We start from the raw sequence: 19,667 nt of genomic DNA on the forward strand, positions 1-19,667 counted from the left end.
AGGCGAGGAGCAGGAGTGCTGCGGGTAGGATGCGGTCGATCATGGCGTAACGCTCATAGCGATCATCGGCCGGTAGCCAGCCGCCAAGACTGCCACCGTAGGGGCGGGGGTAAGTACGGTCACCGTTGCCCGAGGAGAGCAGGCAGTGGGCGCATCATAGCCCTGATGACCCCAGGGATAGGCGCACCCCTGCCAAAGCAGAGCAGGGCGCTCCTGAGCCTCTGGGAGCAGCACGAACGTGCCATCGGGCAAGTCTCCCACCTTGGCCTCGTGGCGTAGCTGACGGCCCCGGACCATACGAGCGCTGTGGAGTACACGGTCGATGTCCTTCGCACCGACAAAGCTGCTGGAGGGGATGCCGTGAGCTACCTTCCAGCACGAGACGAAGTGGTCGAAGGCGCCGCGCCGGCAGGCTGCGCAGGGCCGGTGACCGGCTGCGAAAGCGACGGCCTCGTCGCAGGCGAACAACGGCGTGTAGTGGCTTGGCGTGTCGAAGGTGACCCGCTGGCCGAACACCTCCACGAAGGTGCACGTCACCCAGGCTGTCCGGCGCCAGAGACGGTGAACGCTGCCATCCGGGGCATGCAGGTCACCGCGGTTGGCCAGGAGCGTGCCCCGGTATGAGGTCGCCTCGATTGTCCCGAGGGGCGTCAGCCGGTTGCGGCGGGGCCGTTGCAACGGGTTGCAACTGGGGCTCACCGGCTAGCCTGCTCGATGCGGGCTATCAGGTGCTGTACCTGGGCGGCAGACCATGCGCCTCCGCGGGCTGTCGGGATGGCGCGCTCGTTGAGACGGGCCGCTATCTGCCGAAGGGATATGGCTCCTGCCTGCCTGATGCTGGCCACGATCGGCGCTAAGTCCGCAGCCCGCCTGTCGGCAATCTCTATGCGAACGGTCGCGCTGCGCTCCCGGCCGGTGGCTTGGTTCGTCAGGTTTGCAGGATTGCCGAGGGTCTTGCCGCGGGCCTTCACGGCGGCGAGCGCCGCGCGGGTGCGGGTCGAAATCATCTTGCGCTCAGCCTGGGCTACGACGGCCATGATGCCGACCACCATCTCATTGGCTTCGGGCATGTCGGACGCCACGAAGCGGACGCCAGCCTTCTGAAGGCCGAGGAGGAAGTGCGCGTCGCGGCTGAGGCGGTCGAGCTTGGCGATGAGCAGGGTGGCGCCGTGGAGACGGCAAAGGGCCAGTGCTTCGGCAAGGCGGGGCCGGTCGTTGCGGGCGCCGCTCTCAATCTCCACCAGCTCGCTGATGAGGGTCCACCGCCCCCCGTCGAGGTAATCCGTCACCGCCCGGCGCTGCGCCTCCAAGCCGAGGCCAGAGCGGCCCTGCCGGTCGGTGCTGACCCGGAGATATGAGACGTAGGCCCCTGCCATCCTGCTCCCCGCTGCGCTGCCAGCCGTTGCAACGGGTTGCAAATTTTGGCTCAACGAACGTTGAACCTGATATTACACCATCCCAAGTGTTTTACAAACGATTTCAATCTTTTTGCAAATAAATCCCGTTACTGCGCGCGGTTTTTTCAGGCATTATTGCGATATACGGAAAACAATAAGCTCCAACGTACCAAAATCACCTGCAACACCGGCTCGAGTTTGAGTGTTCGGCGTGGGCGCCCCAAGCTGCCATACAGGTTGAAGCATATAGTTAATTTACTCAAGCATATATTGGCCACCGCCATGCAGTAGCCTCTCAATTGGCTCGGTCCAAAATACCGGTCAGGTCAGGATGCGCGAGATGCGCCGCCTGCGGGCCTGCCTGCGCCGCGACTGCATCCGGCCGTATGAGCGGCGCTACCCGGACAGCACGCTCGTCACCTGGCTCACGATGGACCAGATCGCGGCCATCAATGAGCTGCGGGAGGGACGATTTGGCTGCGCGTGAATCTTCCGAGACAACCGGCGCTGGCATGGTAAAAACAGGAAGCACGAAGTGCGCTGACGACACCTGACGAGGCACGCACATGCCGGACATGGAAGACGAGTCGGGAAACGCAAAGCCCGACTCATATTTTGAAAAGTTTGCTGGCCCCCTTGGACACGTAATATTGGAATTCAACTACCTTGAGGTAGATGTCGGCCGCATGATCGCGCGACTTCTAAACCAAGATGACATGACCGCCGCAATTTTTGCAGCAACGCTGCCGTTCATTGAAAAGCTCAAGCTCGCGCAGAGCCTTGTTGCCGTAAAGGTACAGGATGAAGATCTGAAGAAGGAGTTTCAAAAAATCATTAAGGACGCCACAGAAATAAACGGAAAGCGCAATCGGTATGTTCATGCCGAGTATTGGCCAGTGCTTGGCCCTAAAGACGAACTCGTAAAAATGCTTCACCGTCGCTTGAAGGATATGGGCAAGACCATCGACGTGAACAAGGAACAGAATTTGGCGGACATCCTCCAGCCCTTAGATCAGAAAGATATAGAGAAACTGGTAGAGGATATTAGCTGTTTAGCCCTGCGGGTTCGAACTGTTGCGGAGAAATTTATTGATCGAATGCCCGGCTGATAGCGATCAAAAGTATCCTTACCGCCAATCGAGGGATTGTTATGGCCTTCATGCGTCGTATCTTTGATTTCATTTTGGAGCCGTCAGGTACAGATAAAAACGCTGGCTTATTTCGCCTTTTTATAGGTGCTATCAGCCTCATACTCTTCATGCTGTCGATCTTCTTCCTCGTGCAGACGATTTACGTCTGGTCGGATGGCGATACGTATGCGCGCCTGGGCCAAGTCGGTGACTTTTTCGGCGGCACGCTCAATCCGCTGCTGACGTTCCTGACATTCATCGGTGTGCTCGCCACCATCTTCCTGCAGCGGGAAGAGTTGCAAGGAACCAGGGAGGAGATCGGGCGGCAGGCTAACGCGCTTGAGACTCAGTTGCAGGCCATTGCCAAGCAGAACTTCGAAGCGACGCTCTTCCAGATGCTTTCGCTTCACAGCTCAAACGTCAACGAGTTGCGGGGTTTTGACGGAAATCGAAACCCCATCAGCGGTAGGGCTGTTATTTCAAAATACGTCAGCGACCTGAGTCGCACATATGGCAACGCTCACACCAGAGGGTATGACCCGAGCGACCTGAATCTCTGGCCGAATATCTACCGGGACTTCTGGAACGAACGCCGCAACGAACTTGGGCATTACTTTCGCTTGCTATACAATATGATTCGATTCGTGGATGCGAAGACACCACGCATCGGCGATGATACGAACAGAGCCGAGCGCACGGAGTATATGCGCATCATTCGGGCACAGCTTTCTGACGCCGAGCTGGTTCTCATTTTCTATAACTGCTTCTCCGAACACGGTGAGCGCCTGCTGCAGTACGCAAGAAACTACGACCTATTCGATAACCTAGACGAAACCCTCCTGTTTAACGAGCAGCATCGGGAGAAGCTACGAGAGCTAAAAAACGCCTGACCAAAGAATTCATTGCCAGAGAGCTCTAAGCACGTCAGCTTAGCTGCATGACATATCCAGGTGGCCGCCCTCAAGTAATGCTCTCAGACATCCGCGATGACTGGGAGCAAGTCATGTACACCATGTACGCTCAGGGCTGCTCCGATGCAGAGGTCATGGTTGCCCTCGCGCGAGCCGGAACCGTGTCTCTCAGCCGTGATCTCTGGCTCGCCCTGCAGGACCGTAACCCAGAGTTTTCGGCGGCCGTAAAGAAAGGCCACGCCCTTGCTGAAGCTTGGTGGGCCGCTGCCGGACGTGACGGCATCGCCATGGGCAAGGACTTCAACGCCACGACGTACATCTTCAACATGAAGAACCGCTTTCACCACTCGCGGGACCGCCAGGACGTGGACGTGACCACCAAGGGTAAGGAGATGCCCGCCGCGCAGCAGACGGTGAACGTGGTGGACCGCAAGGTGATGCGGGACGTGTTGGAAGAACTTAACAACGAACTCTAGGCCGGGTGGACGAAAAGCAGTCGGTCAAGCAGGCGCTGGCTGAGGAAAGCCTGCTCTGGTTTACCCGCATCATGTTCAAGGCGCGGTTCAACTCGCGCTTCATCGTCAACCCGCTGACCTGACCGGCTGGCTTTGGACCGGGCTGATTGAGAGGATCAGCCAGGACCGAAGGAGTCGGACATGCGGCGAGGTCAGAAGACGAGTGCGGAGCAGATCGTGCTGAAGCTGCGCCAGATTGAGGTGCAGACAGGCCAGGGCAAGAGTTTGGCCCTGGCGTGCAAAGACGCGGAGATCTCCGAGCAGAGCTATTCGTGACGAGTGTCTGCGCCAGGAGATCTTCTACTCGCTGAAGGAAGCGCAGATCGTGATTGGTCTGTGGCAAACCACCTACAACCGCGTTCGACCGCATTCGTCGCTGGGCTATCGGCCGCCCGCGCCAGTCAGCTACCCGGATCTGGCCTTCCGGCTACCCATGGCCACTGCCATGCAGTAGCCTCTCAATTGGCTCGGTCCAAAATACCGGTCAGGTCAGACCGCGAGTTCGCACGCCGATCGTTCGGCTGTGCGCCAAAAGCCGGGCGCTGACGCCCAGCCGAAAAGTGGGCACCCAACCGCTCTTCGGAGTAGAAGCTGCTTTCTACCGAGATCGCAAAAGTGGAACACCAAATTAATGACTTTGCTGGCACGGGCGCAGCCAAGTGTGGGCGGCGCGCCGTCTACGGCTGCCCTCAATGCCCGATGGACTTGGCGACGGTCGAAAGCGCTTCAATTATTTGAGGCATTAGACCTGTGACCTTGAGCACCACCGCCGGCGCCAGCGCCACAAGGAAGGCATCCACGAACTTCGTGGTGCGCTGCCCGATCCACGTTGTCATCTGAACGCCGAACTTCAGAAGGCCTTCAGAGTGCCGGGTGACGATCTGCTGATCCACCGCCGGTTTCGCCAGCTCGCTCTCAAGCGTCGCGATGTCAGCTCGTGCGGCCTCGAAGGCGACCCGCCTGTCATCAACCGGAGCTATGGGCCCTGGTGGATTGTTGTGGCCGATGCCGCGAACGCCGGTGAACTCGCGCTCGACCTCGTCGATCTGCCTTCGTAGCTTCGCGAGCGCCGCCAGGGCGTCTGCCCGCGGCACCGAAGGCGTGTCCGTAGCCAGCCTTCCAATTCGATCCGCCGCGACGAGTTCGTTGAAGTGAACATTTGCAAGCAGCATCGCGCGGATGCGTTCACGGACACCGGCACCGACCTGCTGTGCTGGCGAATAGCCGATGAGCAGCGGCCCGCCGAGTTCCTGAACGATGGCCGAGATGTTCCGGAAGCGGTAGCGCAGTGAGGCGTCGTTGCGCCTAGGCAGTCCTTCGTCGAGCAGGGCTCTGGCGGCCGCCTCGCGACGAAACACCAGTCCCGACGCCTGCGCCTGAACGAGAAAGACGTAAGCGTCCACTGCGTCAGCGAGCTCGGCGTCTGTCCAGGGCGTGTTCGAGCTGTCGGGTCCCCGCATATGGGCTCGTTTCGCAGGACCGAATCAGCCGGCCACTTATCCCGCCACCCTATGGCGACCGGGATGAGATTGACAACGGACGTGGTATCCAGACTCCTCCGCAACACCGACGCTCTTGGTACAAGCCGGACGCTACCGCAGATCAGAGCCATGGACATCTTCGACAAGGAGACCCGGTCGCGGCTCATGGGCCGCATCCGCGGCAAGGACACCAAGCCTGAGATGCTAGTGCGCCGGCTCGCCCACCGGCTGGGTTTCCGTTTCCGCCTGCACCGCAGGGACCTACCGGGAAGTCCTGACCTCGTCTTCCCCGGGCGCAGGAAGGTCGTCTTTGTCCACGGCTGCTACTGGCACCGGCACCCCGGCTGCCGCTTGGCGTATCAGCCGAAATCCAACAAGGACTTCTGGGCAGCCAAATTCGCCGCCAATGTGGCGCGCGATGAAAAGGCTGTGGTCGACCTGAGAGAACAGGGCTGGGATACCTTGGTAATATGGGAGTGCGAAGCTAAAGATTCGGACCTCGTTGCCTCCCGCCTGTCGGCCCACCTCGGACGATCTGAAGACCGATGAAGATCGACACCGGAGCCCGACATGCCAAGCTGGAGCGCCTGCGCAGCGGAAGCGCGCCACGTGTGCTCGAACTGTGCTCGGGCTGCGGCGGCATGTCCCTTGGGATGGAAGCCGCTGGGTTCGATCTGCTGGGTCACGTTGAGCTGGATGAGACCGCGGCGGCTAGCTACGGCCTAAACTTTAAGCCGCCCATTGAGGCACGGAAGGCGGCTTGGAGCCTAGCCCGCGACATGGTCGCCTCTGATCCGGCTACGTTGTCGAAGGAGATTGGCCTGGAAGGGGACGTTATCGAACAGTTCGACGTCCTAGCGGCGGGCCTGCCATGTCAGGCATTTGCCCGGATCGGCCGCTCCAAGCTGCGCTCGGTGACCGGTGACGACGAGGCCTACGTCAATGACCCGCGCGCCAAGCTCTATCAGCGGTTCCTTCAATACGTCGAAGCCGTCCAACCGGTGGCAATCCTGATCGAGAATGTTCCCGACATCCTCAATCACGGCGGCCACAACGTGCCGGAGGAAATTTGCCAAGCGCTGGAGTCTCTGGGCTACAACGCCCGCTACACGCTGCTGAACGCCGCCTACTATGGCGTGCCGCAGATGCGCGAGCGGCTGTTCCTGGTGGCCATCGACAAGTCGCTGGGGCTCATGCCTAGCTTCCCGGAACCGAGCCATGCTGCCAAGCTGCCCTCCGGTTATGAAAGCGCGCGGTCGGTGGCCCTCAAGCATGTCCCAGAGACCGGATCGCGGTTCAGCGATATCCCGCGCGCCCGCCCGGGCCTTCCGGAAGCGGTGTCGGTGAAAGCGGCGCTGGGCGATCTGCCGCGCATTACCGAACACTTCTCGATGCCCACCGACATGCGCCAGCGCAAGCTGACGGATCGCCTACCCTACACCAGCTTCACCGAACTCAGCGCCTACGCGAAGAAAATGCGGGCTTGGCCGGGGCACCAGATTTCGCACACCGACACAGATGGCCACATGGTGCGGATCACGCCACGAGACTTTGAAATATTTCGACGCATGAAGCACGGCGGCGACTACCCACACGCCGCCGCCGTCGCCGAGACGATCTTCAAGGAAAAGCTGGAGGCCCTGGCCGTGCGGCCCCGCAAAGGCTCGGCGGCCTGGGATGAGCTGCGCGCAAAGCATGTGCCGCCCTACGATCCGGGAAAATTCCCCAACAAGTGGTGGAAGCTGAACCCGGCCATGCCGTCTCGGACGCTTACGGCCCACATGGGTAAGGACACGTATTCGCACATCCATTGGGATAGCGCGCAAAGGCGGACCGTCTCGGTGCGGGAAGCAGCGCGGCTCCAGTCCTTCCCCGACAGTTTCCGCTTCGCGGGCGCCATGAATGCGGCCTTTCGCCAGATCGGCAACGCCGTGCCGCCGCTGCTGGCCGAGGCTGTGGCTCGGCGGCTCAAGGAGGACCTTCTGCGCAAGCCGATCCAGCCGGCGCAGGACGAGGCAGCCTCGCAAGCCGCCTGAGCTGAGCCAACGGCGTTCATCTACTCATGGTAGCCGACCTGTAAGCGTAGTTATCGCCTAGTGCGGGGGGGGGGCGGATGGCGTTAGGTCCAGACAGGATTCGGACGCGGTTCGCGGAACGGCCGACAGCCCGATGAAATACGAGTCAAATCCGCCAGACGCGGCCTCCCTGATGATGTCAGCGCGGAGCTTCGGGAATTATGACCTGCCCAGCGCCTTGGCCGACCTGATCGACAACAGCATCAAGGCCGGCGCCCGCGAGATTGCCCTGACCTGCAGCTACAAAGGCGGCGATCCTGAAATCCGCGTCCGCGACGACGGCCATGGTCTGACCGGCCAGGAGCTTCGCGATGCCATGCGCCCGGCCAGCAGTAATCCCCTTGCGGAACGGTCGCCGGATGATCTTGGTCGTTTCGGTTGGGGGATGAAGTCAGCGTCCTTTTCTCAATGCGCGCGCCTGACCGTCATCAGCCGCCGAAACGGCGAGCTGAGCGGCTGCGTCTGGAACTTGGCTGATGTGGACGCTTGGCGCATGGGCGTGCTCGACGCCGACGAGATCGCCGCCCTGGCCTCACCGGAAGTGCTGGCGGATGACGGTGTCGAAGTGATCTGGTCGAACTGTGACCGACTTTCGGAGAATGGCACACTCACTCAGGCCGAGTTCAACGCCCTGATCGTCCATGCAGGCAAACGGTTGGCGCTGATCTTCCACCGCTACCTTTCCGGCGAGGTCCGGGGCCGCAAGCTGATTCTGCGCCTCAACAATAGAAAGATCGACGGGCTCGACCCCTTTTACCGCGATCATAAGGCGACACAGCAGCTCGAAGCCGAGCAGCTGGAGATCGGCGGGCGGACCATCGAAATCCAACCCTACATTCTACCGCACTACTCTAAGCTGTTGCCTGATCAGCATGACCAGCTCGGCGGCGAGGAAGGCTTCCTCCGCAACCAGGGCTTCTACGTCTATCGCAGCCATCGCCTCATCATCAGCGGCACTTGGTTCCGGTTGCTGCGTCACGGCGAGCTGTCACAGCTCGTACGGGTGCGCGTCGATCTTCCCAACGCGCTGGATCACATCTGGAAGATTACCATCGACAAGTCGGACGCCCAGCTTCCGGCGGCATTGCGCAACCGGCTGCGCCAGATCGTCGAAGGCCTGCGCCGACGTTCGTCGAAGGTCTTCAGGTCCCGAGGCGGCCGGCTGGACCGGGCTGGCACGACATCGGTCTGGAGCCGCTACGCCCGCGGCGGCGAGGTGCGCTACACCATCAATCGCGAGCATCCGGTGATTGACGCACTGCTGGAAGCGGGCAACGATCATCAGAAGCAGACCGCCAGCACCGCGCTGAAGGTGATCGAGCAGGCCTTCCCGGTGGCCGCCTTTACCCAGGACGCCGCGCGCGAGCCCGATGCGATCCACCAGACGCTCACCGACCCGGTCGTGTTCAAGGCCGACCTCAACGCCGCCCTGCCCATGCTGCTGTTGCAGGCTGGTGGCGACTTCGCCGCCCTAGAAGCCCTGCTGCGGGTGACCGAACCGTGGTGCGAGGCCTGGGGCGCCACCGAAGTCGTACTCAAAGAAAAGGGCTGGATGAATGCGTGATCTGAGCGCCGAACTAGCCTACCTGACCATGAGCCTCGGCAAAAAGTATGCGGACGAAGTCGGCAATGGCCAGCCTCTGCCCGCCGGCGCCATCGCCGCGGAACTCGAAGGTTCACCCTTCCGGTTAGACGACGAAGAGAAGGCTGAGGTGCTGCGGGCGCTGGAGTCCAGCTTCACCCAAACTCAGACCCGCGGGTATTCGGTATTCAATGACTTCAAGCCCTGGTTGAACGAGAACAGCTCTAGCATCGACTTCTATTACTGGAACAGACTTAAGCGATACTACCTCGAAGGCGGCTCGCTTGCGGCGCCGGTGGTGGCCACGCTCGACGCGGTCACCGATCAGATTCTTGACTTTTCAGGCAATCCCCTGAGGCCAGAGGTCGGCTCCCGCCGTGGCATGGTCATGGGCCATGTCCAGTCGGGCAAGACGACCAACTACTCCGCCCTGATCTGCAAGGCGGCGGACGCCGGCTACCGCACGATCATCCTGCTGGCCGGTATCACCAACTCGCTGCGCACCCAAACCCAGGAGCGGTTGGACGAGACCTTCATCGGCAAGAAGTCGGTGTTTCACGCTCTGGCCGCGGAACCGCTGCCGATCCTTACCTACGCTATGAAGAAGCGGTTCCCGGCCTATGGGACGTCGAGGGACAAGGACTTCACCCGCGATCCGGGTAGTGGCGTCGTGTTCAGCATAGTTGCTCACAATGAGCCAATCATCTTCGTGTGTAAGAAGAACAAGGCTACGTTGTCCAAGCTGCGCGACTGGCTGATCGAACAAGGCCATGGGCAGGTCATCTCCTCGCCCCTAATGCTGATCGACGATGAGGCCGACAACGCGTCAATCAACACATCAAAAGACCCCAAGGCGACCACGGCGATAAACGGCGTCATCCGTGAGATCATGGCCCTTTTCGAGCGGCGGACCTACGTCGGCTATACGGCTACGCCCTTCGCCAACATCTTCATCGACCCCGATAGCAACGACGAAATGCTGAAGGACGATCTGTTTCCGAAGCATTTCATCAAGACTCTCGATCCGCCGAACACTTACGTCGGCGCCTCTCGGGTGTTCGCGGATGACGGCGACCTGCGCGAACCCATGGTCGAGCTGGTGAAGGATTACGTCGCGCACCTGCCGCTGAACCACAAGGCCGATCACTCGGTGACCCTGCCGCCGTCGCTGCTGACGGCGGTGCGGGTCTTCGTGCTGACGCGCGCCATCCGCATCCTGCGCGGCCAGGGCCGCCAGCACTGCACGATGATGATCAATGTGAGCCGGTTCAACGCCATTCAGGAGAAGGTCCAGGGCGAGGTCTACATCTACCTCCAAACTCTTCAGAATGCCGCCGCCAACGCAATGGGGCCTGATCCTCTGAGCGATCCTGTTATTGCCGAGTTCCGTGACGATTTCGAGCGCGAGTTCGGTGACGGCGAGGAGGCCTTCGACGCGGTCCGCACCGTCCTGGCGGAGGCGGCCCGGGTCCAGCCTCTGACTGTTAACATGAAGGGAGGCGCCCTCGACTACCGCGCCCATCGTGAGAACGGCCTGCACGTCATAGCCATCGGCGGCCTCGCCCTCTCGCGTGGCCTGACGCTCGAAGGGCTGACGGTCTCCTACATCCTGCGCAACACCGCCGCGTCGGACACCCTGATGCAGATGGCGCGCTGGTTCGGCTACCGCCCTGGCTATGAGGATGTCTGCCGGGTCTACCTGCCGAAGCTGGCGCTGGACCACTACCGCGAAATCAACGGCGCAATCGAAGAGCTCCGTGACGAAGTTCGCCGGATGCACGGCCTGGGCATGACACCTGAGCACTTCGGTCTGAAGGTCCGGGAGAGCCCAACGGCGATCCGCATCACGGCCGCCAATAAGATGCGCACGGCGACCCAGATGAAGATCGCGCAGGACTACTCCGTGCGTCACCTGGAAGGTTACATCATTCCCAACAGCTCAGCCGTGAACGCCGACAACCTCAAGGCCGTCCAGACCTTCGTCGGCGGCCTCGGCTCGCCGTCCGCAAAGACCACCGGCCAAGCGATCATCTGGGAGGCGGCCCCCGGCCGCGCCGTCATGACCTTGCTTAAGTCGTTCAGCTTCTCACCGGCTCACGTCGATCTGGGACCGATCAGCGGCAATATCAGCCTGTTCATGGACTACTTCTCCGACCGGCTGCGGGACGAGATGTCCGAGTGGGACGTCGCGATCCCGCATCCGTCCGGCGGAACGCCCACGCCCGATGTCCTCGCCCCCGGCATGTCCTTCACGCTGCGTAAGCGCGAGTCCGGCGATGTGGTGGACGGCGGCTTTCGGGTCACAGCAGGACGCAACCGCGTCGCCGACCCCAACGACGCGCAGATCGGTCTGGACAAGGATCAGATCGCTAAGGGTGACGCACTGAAGGCGAGCGGCGAACTTCGCGGAGACAAGGCCTACTGCGCCCAGCGCTCGCGTCCGCTGTTGCTGATCCACGTCTTTACGACCAACGAGACAATGGAGGGCATGAAGTTGAAGGGGTCGGTCGTCACCCTCAGCTTCTGCCTGCCTGGAACGAGTAAGCCTACCGACGAGCGGATCTATCAGGTCAACACCGTCTATCGCCGACAGATTGAAGAGGCGGCCAACGCCGAGGCGGAAGACGACGAAGCCATGCTGGTGGAGAGCGAGTAGATGGACCAGAGCGACTGGCGCGACATCGCTCCGGCGGCCAATCCGCAAGCCGACAACGTCCGGCGCGCCTCGCCCACGCATCCGCTCGAATTCTTCCGGGGCCGCAATCATGCAGGCCAGTACATCTTCGCCCTGGCGGCCGACGACGGGTGCCGCGAGCTTCCAAAGCCGCCGAAGCTCAATGGCATCGACGTCTCAATTGAACGGCGGTCGGGTGATGGGGCGCGGCTGGTGCTGACGCTGGAGGACCGCGACCAGTTCGACATCTTCCGTGCGCTCTGCGGCCATCTACTCGACGCTACGGCTGACGACCCACGCGGCGCGAATGGCCCAGGCATTCGGCTGGTGCTGCGGCGGCTGGCGGACTGGCACAACATGCTGCGCCGGCGCCGCGAAGGGCTGCTCACCACCGAAGAGGTCATCGGCCTCGTCGGGGAACTGCTGTTCTTGCGCGATCAGGTCATACCCCGCGCCGGGGTAGCCGGCGGCGTGGGGGCTTGGCGGGGCGCTCACCGCGAGGAACAGGATTTCGCCATCGGCGCTTGGCAGGTCGAGGTAAAGACACAGCTCTCTACCTCTGACCAGCGGCTGCTGGTCTCCTCGGAAGCCCAGCTTGATACTGCCGGGAGCCGTCTGCTGCTCTGCCACCAAGCTGTGGCGCGCGCGCCGTCTGGCGGCGGCGCGGTCTCGCTCAACGCACTAATCGACGACCTCACCGACCAAATCACGGCGGCCAGCCCGGCTGTTCTCGAACAGGTCGAGGACGCCCTTGAGGCCTGCCACTACGTTAGGCGTGAGGAATACGACGAGCCCGAGTGGCTACTGATTGATCGGCGATTGTTCGAGGTGCGGGACGGCTTTCCCCGGTTGACGCCGGGCATGCTGCCAAATGGCGTGCATGCGGTGTCCTACGCGATCCTGCTCAGCGCCTGTCAGAGCTTCGCGGTCGACCTGGACGACACACTAGCCAAGGTTTTCGCGTGAGCGCCCTCGGGCTGGACGAAGCGCATGAACGCTTCCTGGAGGATCTGCTGTTCGAGGCAGAGGCGTCCGCCGAGCCGCAGGCAGCGGCCTTCTTCAAGCTCTACGGCAAGCTCGCTGCGGAGAACGGCGACTGCATCGACCTGACCTACACCCCAGCGCGCAATGAAGGGCGCGGCGCCTATCAAGTCGATGGCTTCGCCCTGGATCGTGAGCGGGGCGACCTCTATCTGGCCATCTCCGACTTCCGTGCCGGGCGGGACCTAGAGACACTGAACGCGGCGCAGATTGACAGACTATTCGAGCGCGTCCGCCGCTTCTGCGAGCTGGCGGTGCAGCCCTCCTTCATCAACGCCGTTGACGAGACCAGCCCGGCCTTCCAGGCCGCTTGGCCCATCTACGACGGCCGCAGCCAGATCAAGCGCATCCGCGTCGTGGCCTTCTCCAGCGCCCGCCTCTCCACGCGCCGCACGCCGGAGATGACCGGCAAGGTGCTCGGCGTTCCCTTCGTATGCAGCGTCCTGGACTTCGCACGCTACGCCAGCATCCTCAGCTCCAAGGGCGGCGTCGAACCCATCGAGATTGACGTCACCGCCGTCAACGGCTCACCCCTGCCGTGCCTGCCGGCGCACAGTATCGACGGCGAGCACACTTCCTACTTGGTCGCCGTGCCAGGAACCTTTCTGGCCGAAATCTATGGGCTCTACGGCGCCAAGTTGTTGGAGCAGAACGTCCGCACCTTTCTCCAGGCCCGGACCAAGGTGAACGCCGGCATCGTCAGAACGCTCGAAGCGGCGCCGGAGATGTTCTTCGCCTACAACAACGGTCTTACCGCGACAGCGGCCGGCATCACCACAGCCCAACTACCCGGCGGCGGCCTCGGCATCGCGTCCGTCGACAATCTCCAGATCGTCAACGGCGGCCAGACGACCGCCTCGATCCTCTACGCTAGCGACAGCGCGCGGAAGGATCGCAAGGCCGACCTCAGCCGGGTCTTCGTCCAGATGAAGCTGTCGGTGGTGAACCCCGACCGGCTCGAAGAGGTCGTGCCGCTGATCTCGCGGTACGCCAACACCCAGAACAAGATCAGCGAGGCTGACTTCTTCTCAAGCCACCCGATCCACCTCGTGCTTGAGCGCATCTCGCGCGACCTGTCCGCGCCGCCGAAGCCCGGGGCGCTGTCCGGCTCGAAGTGGTTCTACGAACGCGCCCGCGGCCAGTACCGCGACAAGCTCGCATATGGGACGCAGGCCGAGCGCCGGAAGTTCGAGCTGGAGTTCCCGCGCGAGCAATTCATCGACAAGACCGATCTCGCCAAATTCGAGGTCACTTTCGAGTGCCAGCCACATATTGTCAGCCGGGGCGCCCAGAAATGCTTCCTGGAGTTCGCCGAGAAGACCGGCAAGGCCTGGGAGGCCTCGGAAGCTCCATTCAACGAGCACTGGTTCCGCGACGTAGTCGCTGAGGCGATCATCTTCCGCGGCCTTGACCGGATCGTCGGTCGCTCGGACTGGTATCAGGACGATCGCGGCTACAAGGCGCAGATTGTCACTTACACCATCGCTTGGCTCGTTCATCAGCTTCAGCGGCGCGGCCAAGAGATCTCGCTGAGTGTCGTGTGGCAGCGGCAGGAACTGCCCGCTGAGGTCGCCGACGCTTTGGCGCAGATCGCGCCGCAGGTAGCAGAAACCATCAAGGACGCGCCACCGGCGATGAAGAACGTCGGCGAGTACTGCAAGCAGCAGGCCTGCTGGGCGACGGTGGCCGCGTCGAAGTACGCCTTCGACGTCCGGCTCGACGGCCTGCTCATCGAGCACGACGAGGCCAAAAAGGCACGCAAGTCATCTGTCGCTGCGCAGAAGGTCGAAAAGGACGTCGACTTCGACCACGTCCTCGTTGCCATGCTGAGTGATACCCAGCCATACCTAAGCTTCGCCCGGAGCCGCCGCCTATTAACTCCCAAGTCGGACGCAGCCCTGAAGCGTCTGTCCCGCGGCGACATCAGGCTTCCGGCCTCCGAGCGCAATGCCCTCAAGTACATGGTCCAGAAGATGGTTCAGGCCGGCTTCGAGCTTCCGCAGGCCGCGAAGCGCGAGCCCGCAGCCTGAGGACCGCTGAACCGTCATCAGTTTTGGTCGCGGTGGTCCTGCCCCCAACTTTGATACCCTTAGACCGTATCTTGGAAGACGGCGATGAAAGCGCCAGCCTCCCCACAAAACGAGGTAGAGCCTGATGCACAAGATGGCATGAGCTAGCAGAAGGGTCGGCAAGTTCGTGTTTGGCACCCAAGGACGGAATGAACGTCCTATAGTTAAGGCGCCATCAATCTTGCACCTAGCCTGCGATTGTCCGTCGGCGCAACCCGTTGCAGCGGTCTTCAAGCTCATGACCAAATCAATGAGGGTGCCGTTGCAACGGGTTGCAACGCGGAACGTCGGTGATGGGTAGAGAGAAAACCCTCAGTCCTGAAGCGGACGCTCTACCTCCGACCCAACCCAGTCGTTTAGGCTCCCCAGCGCGATGCCCGATCGCGGACAAAAGACGCAAAACCTCCGCACGCATAAAGCTGGCTGAAGGCAGCCTCGTGGCTCTCGGCTTCTGGAATGCCAAAGCTGATGTTTAGCTTACCCGTTGCGAAGTTCTTAAATGAACCCAACCGCGCACTCAGACCGTTGCATAGCTCGGCAACTCTGAGAACAGGTCTTTGATGTCCTCCAACAACCACCGCATCGCGCCGCGCACCACTGCCGATTCGTCCGGCTGATCCTCCGGGAAGAGATTGTGACCGTCGAAATCGGGCGCCCGCGTTTGCCCCCAAACGACCCGCCGCTCGGGGAAGGAGCGCCCGAACCGCTCGAGAAGTTCCTCCGTCCGGCGGACGTAAGCGTCCACGCTCTCGTCCGATTTCATGTCCGACAGGATGCCGGGGAACGACACGTCCGCTCCCGCCTCGTCGTACGACCGGACCGGCCAGCGTCGGTGGTGCAGCGCGATATCCGCGTGCCCGCGGCGGTCGTGCACTTCGACTTCGATCTCGAACCGGAAGGGCATTGTGCGCAGCGTGCGCAGAAGCGGCACGACGCGGGGCATGCTGCGCTCGGCGACTTCTCGGTACGCGATCTGGCGGCGTCGATGGTAGGTGTCCAGCGCCCGTGAGAAGGAGGCCCGCCCCTCCTGCGTTTGAAGGTCGGGTTCCTTGGCGACGTCCCACCATGGCGTTAGGTGAGCGACACCCTCATTGGCCAAATAGCCGAGATCGTCGATGAGTTCGCTGATCGCGAACGTTTGGCCCCCCGAAAAGCCTCCGGCGACCAAGCGGAATTCGCGGTGTGGGCGAAGGAAATCGACCACTGCGCCGACGTCGGCAGGCCAAGTGATCGGGACCTCGTACTCGCGTTGGAGGTGGCGGAGGCGGCCGATCGTGAGCTCTTCAGTCCAGACCGGACCACCAGGGAGGTTGCGCTGCTTGATGAGCTCCTGGAGGGCGTCTCGCACATGAGCGACCCCAAAGAACCGTCCCGCGTCGAAGCCGAAGCCCGCTCGACGCAAGGAGCGCCCATAGAAACTGCTTCGCCGTTGCCCTTGGCCGACGCGAACACGAGCAACCCCGTCCTCGGCATCCTCGAACGAGTAGCTGGCGGTCTCCGCCGAGACCAAACCTACGATGCCCAAGCGGGCAACCGGACAGTTTGCCGCCGTCGCCTGAAGCCGCTCTGCGATGTCGGCGAAGTGTGGCTCTACCACGCCGTCGAACCCGTCGAGGATGTCGGAAAAAAACGCCGTGGACCGCCTAACTGAAGGACCAGCGTCGGACGCTTTATCGTCGCCGAACGCGAACCGCAGGCCACCGATCGCCGCCTTCAGGTCCTTTCTCGCCAGTGCCTGCCACGCGACGCGACGCGCCTCGGCCGTCTGGGCCGTGGCGACGAGAAGGAACGGGAGCTGGGATGACGCGTCGACTTCGAGCGAACGCAGCTCCTCTTCGAACGCTTCGGGCGGTAGCGTCGAGAAGCGCATCGCCCGCAGATAATCAGCCAACGCTTCATGCCGGAGTTCCAGCGTGCTGCCGCGGACGCTGACGGCGTCGGCGTCGACCAGCTTTTCAAGGGTGGCGTGCGGGTCGGGGAGAGCGTGCGCCAACTCCGTCGCGCGCGAGACGGTGACTGGGCCGTGACGCGTTTCCTCGGCTAGGCGATCGAGCAGGCCGCGGTAGGCAGCGCGGTGCAGCGGGCTGAACGCGTCAAGTACCCGGTCGAGCCACCGTTCGTACAGCGGAGCAATCTGCGTCGGGTGCCGCCCGTGCCATCGGTAGTGCTCGAGCACGAGATCGGCGATCAGCGGATGCCGGCAGATCCGGTAGATGTACGCAGGTGCGTCGTGCATGGCGAAGCGGAGATTCTCGGCATCCTCGCTACGTTGGCGCGCGAGCTCTCGCAGGTCGTCATGCTCGTATTCGAGAAGTTCGAGCGTGGGCAGCTCCAACCCGACCGGGCTGGCTTGGCCACGCGAGAAAATAAACAACTGGGTCGCAGGAAAGTCCCTAAGGAGGCTCCGCAACATCGTCGAAACGAATGTGCGGGCCGGCAGCGGCAATCGTTCGTAGCCGTCCGCTAGAAGGACGAAGCCATCGGACCTCCCGTGGGCACGTAAGGCTTCCTGGTCAAATGCCGGCGCATGGGCCCGAATACGATCGTAGATGTATTTTTGGAGACCATCAGTCTCGAGAGGCACGTCGGGAAGGAAGACCTCGAAAGGCACTCGAGACGACGTGCCGGCCCAGCGGTTCTCGATTGCCTCGCGCAGCAAGGCGGCGGCGAGACTGGTCTTGCCGTAGCCGGACGCGCCCAGCACGACGGCACCCCGCGCGTATGACGCAAGCAGATTTTTGGAGGCGATCAACTTCTGCTTGGCGTTGTCGCTGAGGCGCCTCGCAATTGCGGTTCTCAAACGCGGCGCACTCCGCTCCAACTCGGCCCTCTCGTAGGGGCGGAGATCGTGAGCAACGGTGTCGGACTTTCGCTCGTTCGTGGTGCTGGGCGCCGCGTTTGCAACAGCTGTCGCGCGCGCCTCGCCCCTCTGGTTCGCTGGGCGCTCGAGCGCCCGGAGCGCTCCTTCGAGGACCGTCCGCGCCTCGTCGTCGAGCTGTGGTGGCACGGCGCGCCTGGGATCGGCGGCCAGCCAGCGCGCGTGCTCGGCTTCGTACGCGTCGCGTATCTCGGCGAAGGAAGCGAAGGCATCCTTCTTGGCCGCACCATGCCGCACAAAGATCTCGTCGGCCTCAACACGCCCGAACCCCTCGCAGAGGTAAGAGTCAGGGTGGGCGCTGTCGGAGGAAATTCGCCCATTGTGGTGCTCGATGGGCGTTCCCGCCTGCTCGGCGGCCCGGAAGAGAAGGTAAACCAGCAACCGGTTCAGCGTGGAGGACGGCTGCTCGAGCGGCCGTGGGCGCGCGGTGTTGAAGAGCAACCGCACGCGGCGCCGCAGCCGCTCCGCAACGGCGTCGATCAGGCCGTCGTCGCGGAGGGCAGGTCCTACCTCACGGTCGTAAGCCTCCATGAAGTCGAAGCTTAGGCCCGCCCGATCGGCCTCGCCGTCGATCCTGATCAACTCGTCGGCCAAGCGGTCGATTCCGGGCCACCCAGTGACGAGCCCGATGAGTTGCGTATGGTCGAAGTCCCGGAGCGCCGCAGCACAAAGATCGATCAGGCCGCCGTCGCCCCCGCCGGTCACCAAGATGCGCGTCTCACGATCCGCATACTTCGGCGCTTGGGGAACACCGCGGTCTGACCAATAAGATTGCCAGGGCGCCCCCGCGAGCCTGCGCTCGCGCCCAAACCCGATGGTCAGAAACACTGCGCCGTACGCGGCAGCGCGGGGATTGACCCCGTCGACGTCCTGAAGTCGCACCCGGCAGTCGCTCGCGCCCACGCGCTCAACCGCCGTAACCTCGCGGAGCGTGTGCAGCCGCAGCCCCGGGCGGTGGGCCTGGAGCGTCTTGAACGCCGTCGTCACCTCGGCGGCGACGGTCGTGGCCGATCCTGCTTCCCAATCCAGAAGAGGCAGGCTCGCGCGAGATTGAAGTGCTCCTACTCTCGGCCACTCGTAGATGTGAGGGTGAAGGTTGCGCTGGAGGCAACCGCGCTGCAAGTGCAAGGGGTCCTGCTCGCGTTCGTAGATATCGATCTCGGCATCCGGCAGCAGGAGCGAGAGTCCCGAGGCGACCGCGAGCCCGGCCGCGCCCGCGCCGACGACCGCGAAGCGCGATTTCCCGGAAAGGAGGCCGGCGCGGACGAGGGCGCAAGCCAAGTTCAACCCGCGCGCTTGCTGCGAGAAGAAAGTTATGCGGGTGTCGAACGAACCTACCACGTAGACGGAAGGCCAGCCGGGTGTTTGGGCACCGTTGATCGCGTCGATCTGAATCTTAGTCGGTGTGGTCACGTTTCGCTGCGAAATTCCTGAACGGCGGCCAAGATCGAGGCGAAGGTTAACACAACCTCGGTCAACCAAGCGAGCCGCGACGTTGCCTCCTGATCCGGCGCCGGCACGCAGGTCTACGTGACGGACGGCGCAATCGGCGTGACAGCGCGGGGCCGGGTCTACGCGCGATCCGGAGCGGCTCGCCTGGGCGGAGAACATCAGCTCGGGACCCAACGGGTGAATGTACGCCACCGTTAGAAAGCTGGATCGTTCGGCTGTGCTCAATGCCGGCGAGGCGCTGTCCAAGCCGCCCTGCTAGGTCGTGCGCTTCCGGGCCGTGGCGAACTCCGTGCCGCGACGATGACCGGCTCAAATCAGGGTCGTTGCGAGCCACTGGTACGGTAACCCGACGCTCTGACTCCTCACGCGGCGTAACACCGTCACAGGCCCGCCCGACGCCCGCTTTCGAGATGCCCTCAAAGCGAACTCCATCAAGCAACAGCAGCCTGCGACATGCCATTT

General features: G+C 62.5%; 13 protein-coding genes and 1 pseudogene. 11 read left to right on the forward strand and 3 right to left on the reverse strand.

All coding sequences use genetic code 11. The features are described from left to right. Positions 1–695 precede the first annotated feature (695 nt). On the reverse strand, positions 696–1,376 hold the full coding sequence (locus MFF54_RS13080) for a recombinase family protein (RefSeq protein ID WP_238303359.1): 681 nt from the start codon (positions 1,374–1,376) through the stop codon (positions 696–698). Positions 1,377–1,737: 361 nt separating this feature from the next. On the opposite strand from MFF54_RS13080, the gene MFF54_RS13085 reads away from it, so the two are divergent. The 5 genes and pseudogenes from MFF54_RS13085 to MFF54_RS13105 all read left to right on the forward strand — a co-directional run. After that, complete coding sequence (locus MFF54_RS13085; RefSeq protein WP_238303361.1) at positions 1,738–1,884, forward strand: hypothetical protein; 147 nt, start codon at positions 1,738–1,740, stop codon at positions 1,882–1,884. Positions 1,885–1,963: 79 nt separating this feature from the next. Then, on the forward strand, positions 1,964–2,506 hold the full coding sequence (locus MFF54_RS13090; RefSeq protein ID WP_238303363.1) for a hypothetical protein: 543 nt from the start codon (positions 1,964–1,966) through the stop codon (positions 2,504–2,506). Positions 2,507–2,547: 41 nt separating this feature from the next. Continuing rightward, positions 2,548–3,417: a putative phage abortive infection protein gene (locus tag MFF54_RS13095; RefSeq protein ID WP_238303365.1), complete on the forward strand. Its 870-nt coding sequence runs from the start codon at positions 2,548–2,550 to the stop codon at positions 3,415–3,417. Positions 3,418–3,530: 113 nt separating this feature from the next. Then, entirely contained in the window at positions 3,531–3,914 is a 384-nt protein-coding gene (locus tag MFF54_RS13100) for a hypothetical protein (RefSeq protein ID WP_238303366.1), read from the forward strand. Positions 3,915–4,221: 307 nt separating this feature from the next. Further along, positions 4,222–4,407 (forward strand): annotated as a pseudogene (locus tag MFF54_RS13105) (integrase core domain-containing protein); the annotation flags it as partial. Between the two features lie 235 nt (positions 4,408–4,642). On the opposite strand, the gene MFF54_RS13110 reads toward MFF54_RS13105, so the two are convergent. After that, positions 4,643–5,356, reverse strand: coding sequence for a hypothetical protein (locus MFF54_RS13110; RefSeq protein ID WP_238303368.1), 714 nt, complete (start codon positions 5,354–5,356; stop codon positions 4,643–4,645). A gap of 207 nt (positions 5,357–5,563) precedes the next feature. On the opposite strand from MFF54_RS13110, the gene MFF54_RS13115 reads away from it, so the two are divergent. The 6 genes from MFF54_RS13115 (at position 5,564) to MFF54_RS13140 (ending at position 14,836) form a co-directional block, all read left to right on the forward strand. Beyond that, the gene (locus MFF54_RS13115) at positions 5,564–5,983 is read left to right on the forward strand and encodes a very short patch repair endonuclease (protein ID WP_238303370.1); all 420 of its coding nucleotides are present in this window, start codon (positions 5,564–5,566) and stop codon (positions 5,981–5,983) included. After that, positions 5,980–7,470: a DNA cytosine methyltransferase gene (locus tag MFF54_RS13120; protein WP_238303371.1), complete on the forward strand. Its 1,491-nt coding sequence runs from the start codon at positions 5,980–5,982 to the stop codon at positions 7,468–7,470. Before MFF54_RS13115 ends, MFF54_RS13120 begins: the two co-directional genes overlap by 4 nt. Positions 7,471–7,603: 133 nt before the next feature. Further along, entirely contained in the window at positions 7,604–9,073 is a 1,470-nt protein-coding gene (locus MFF54_RS13125; protein ID WP_238303372.1) for an ATP-binding protein, read from the forward strand. Next, a complete protein-coding gene (locus MFF54_RS13130; protein ID WP_238303373.1) occupies positions 9,066–11,747 on the forward strand; it encodes a Z1 domain-containing protein in 2,682 nt (893 codons plus the stop codon). The genes MFF54_RS13125 and MFF54_RS13130 overlap by 8 nt, the downstream gene beginning before the upstream one ends. After that, positions 11,748–12,731 carry a PD-(D/E)XK motif protein gene (locus MFF54_RS13135; RefSeq protein WP_238303374.1) on the forward strand — a complete coding sequence of 328 codons (984 nt, stop codon included), beginning with the start codon at positions 11,748–11,750 and terminating at the stop codon, positions 12,729–12,731. Then, a complete protein-coding gene (locus MFF54_RS13140; RefSeq protein WP_238303375.1) occupies positions 12,728–14,836 on the forward strand; it encodes an AIPR family protein in 2,109 nt (702 codons plus the stop codon). Before MFF54_RS13135 ends, MFF54_RS13140 begins: the two co-directional genes overlap by 4 nt. 556 nt (positions 14,837–15,392) lie before the next feature. Here the strand turns inward: MFF54_RS13140 and MFF54_RS13145 are convergent. Then, the gene (locus tag MFF54_RS13145; protein ID WP_238303376.1) at positions 15,393–19,166 is read right to left on the reverse strand and encodes an NACHT domain-containing protein; all 3,774 of its coding nucleotides are present in this window, start codon (positions 19,164–19,166) and stop codon (positions 15,393–15,395) included. Between the last annotated feature and the right edge of the window lie 501 nt (positions 19,167–19,667).

Source organism: Methylobacterium gregans, from assembly GCF_022179245.1.
In the GTDB taxonomy this organism is placed as follows: domain Bacteria; phylum Pseudomonadota; class Alphaproteobacteria; order Rhizobiales; family Beijerinckiaceae; genus Methylobacterium; species Methylobacterium gregans.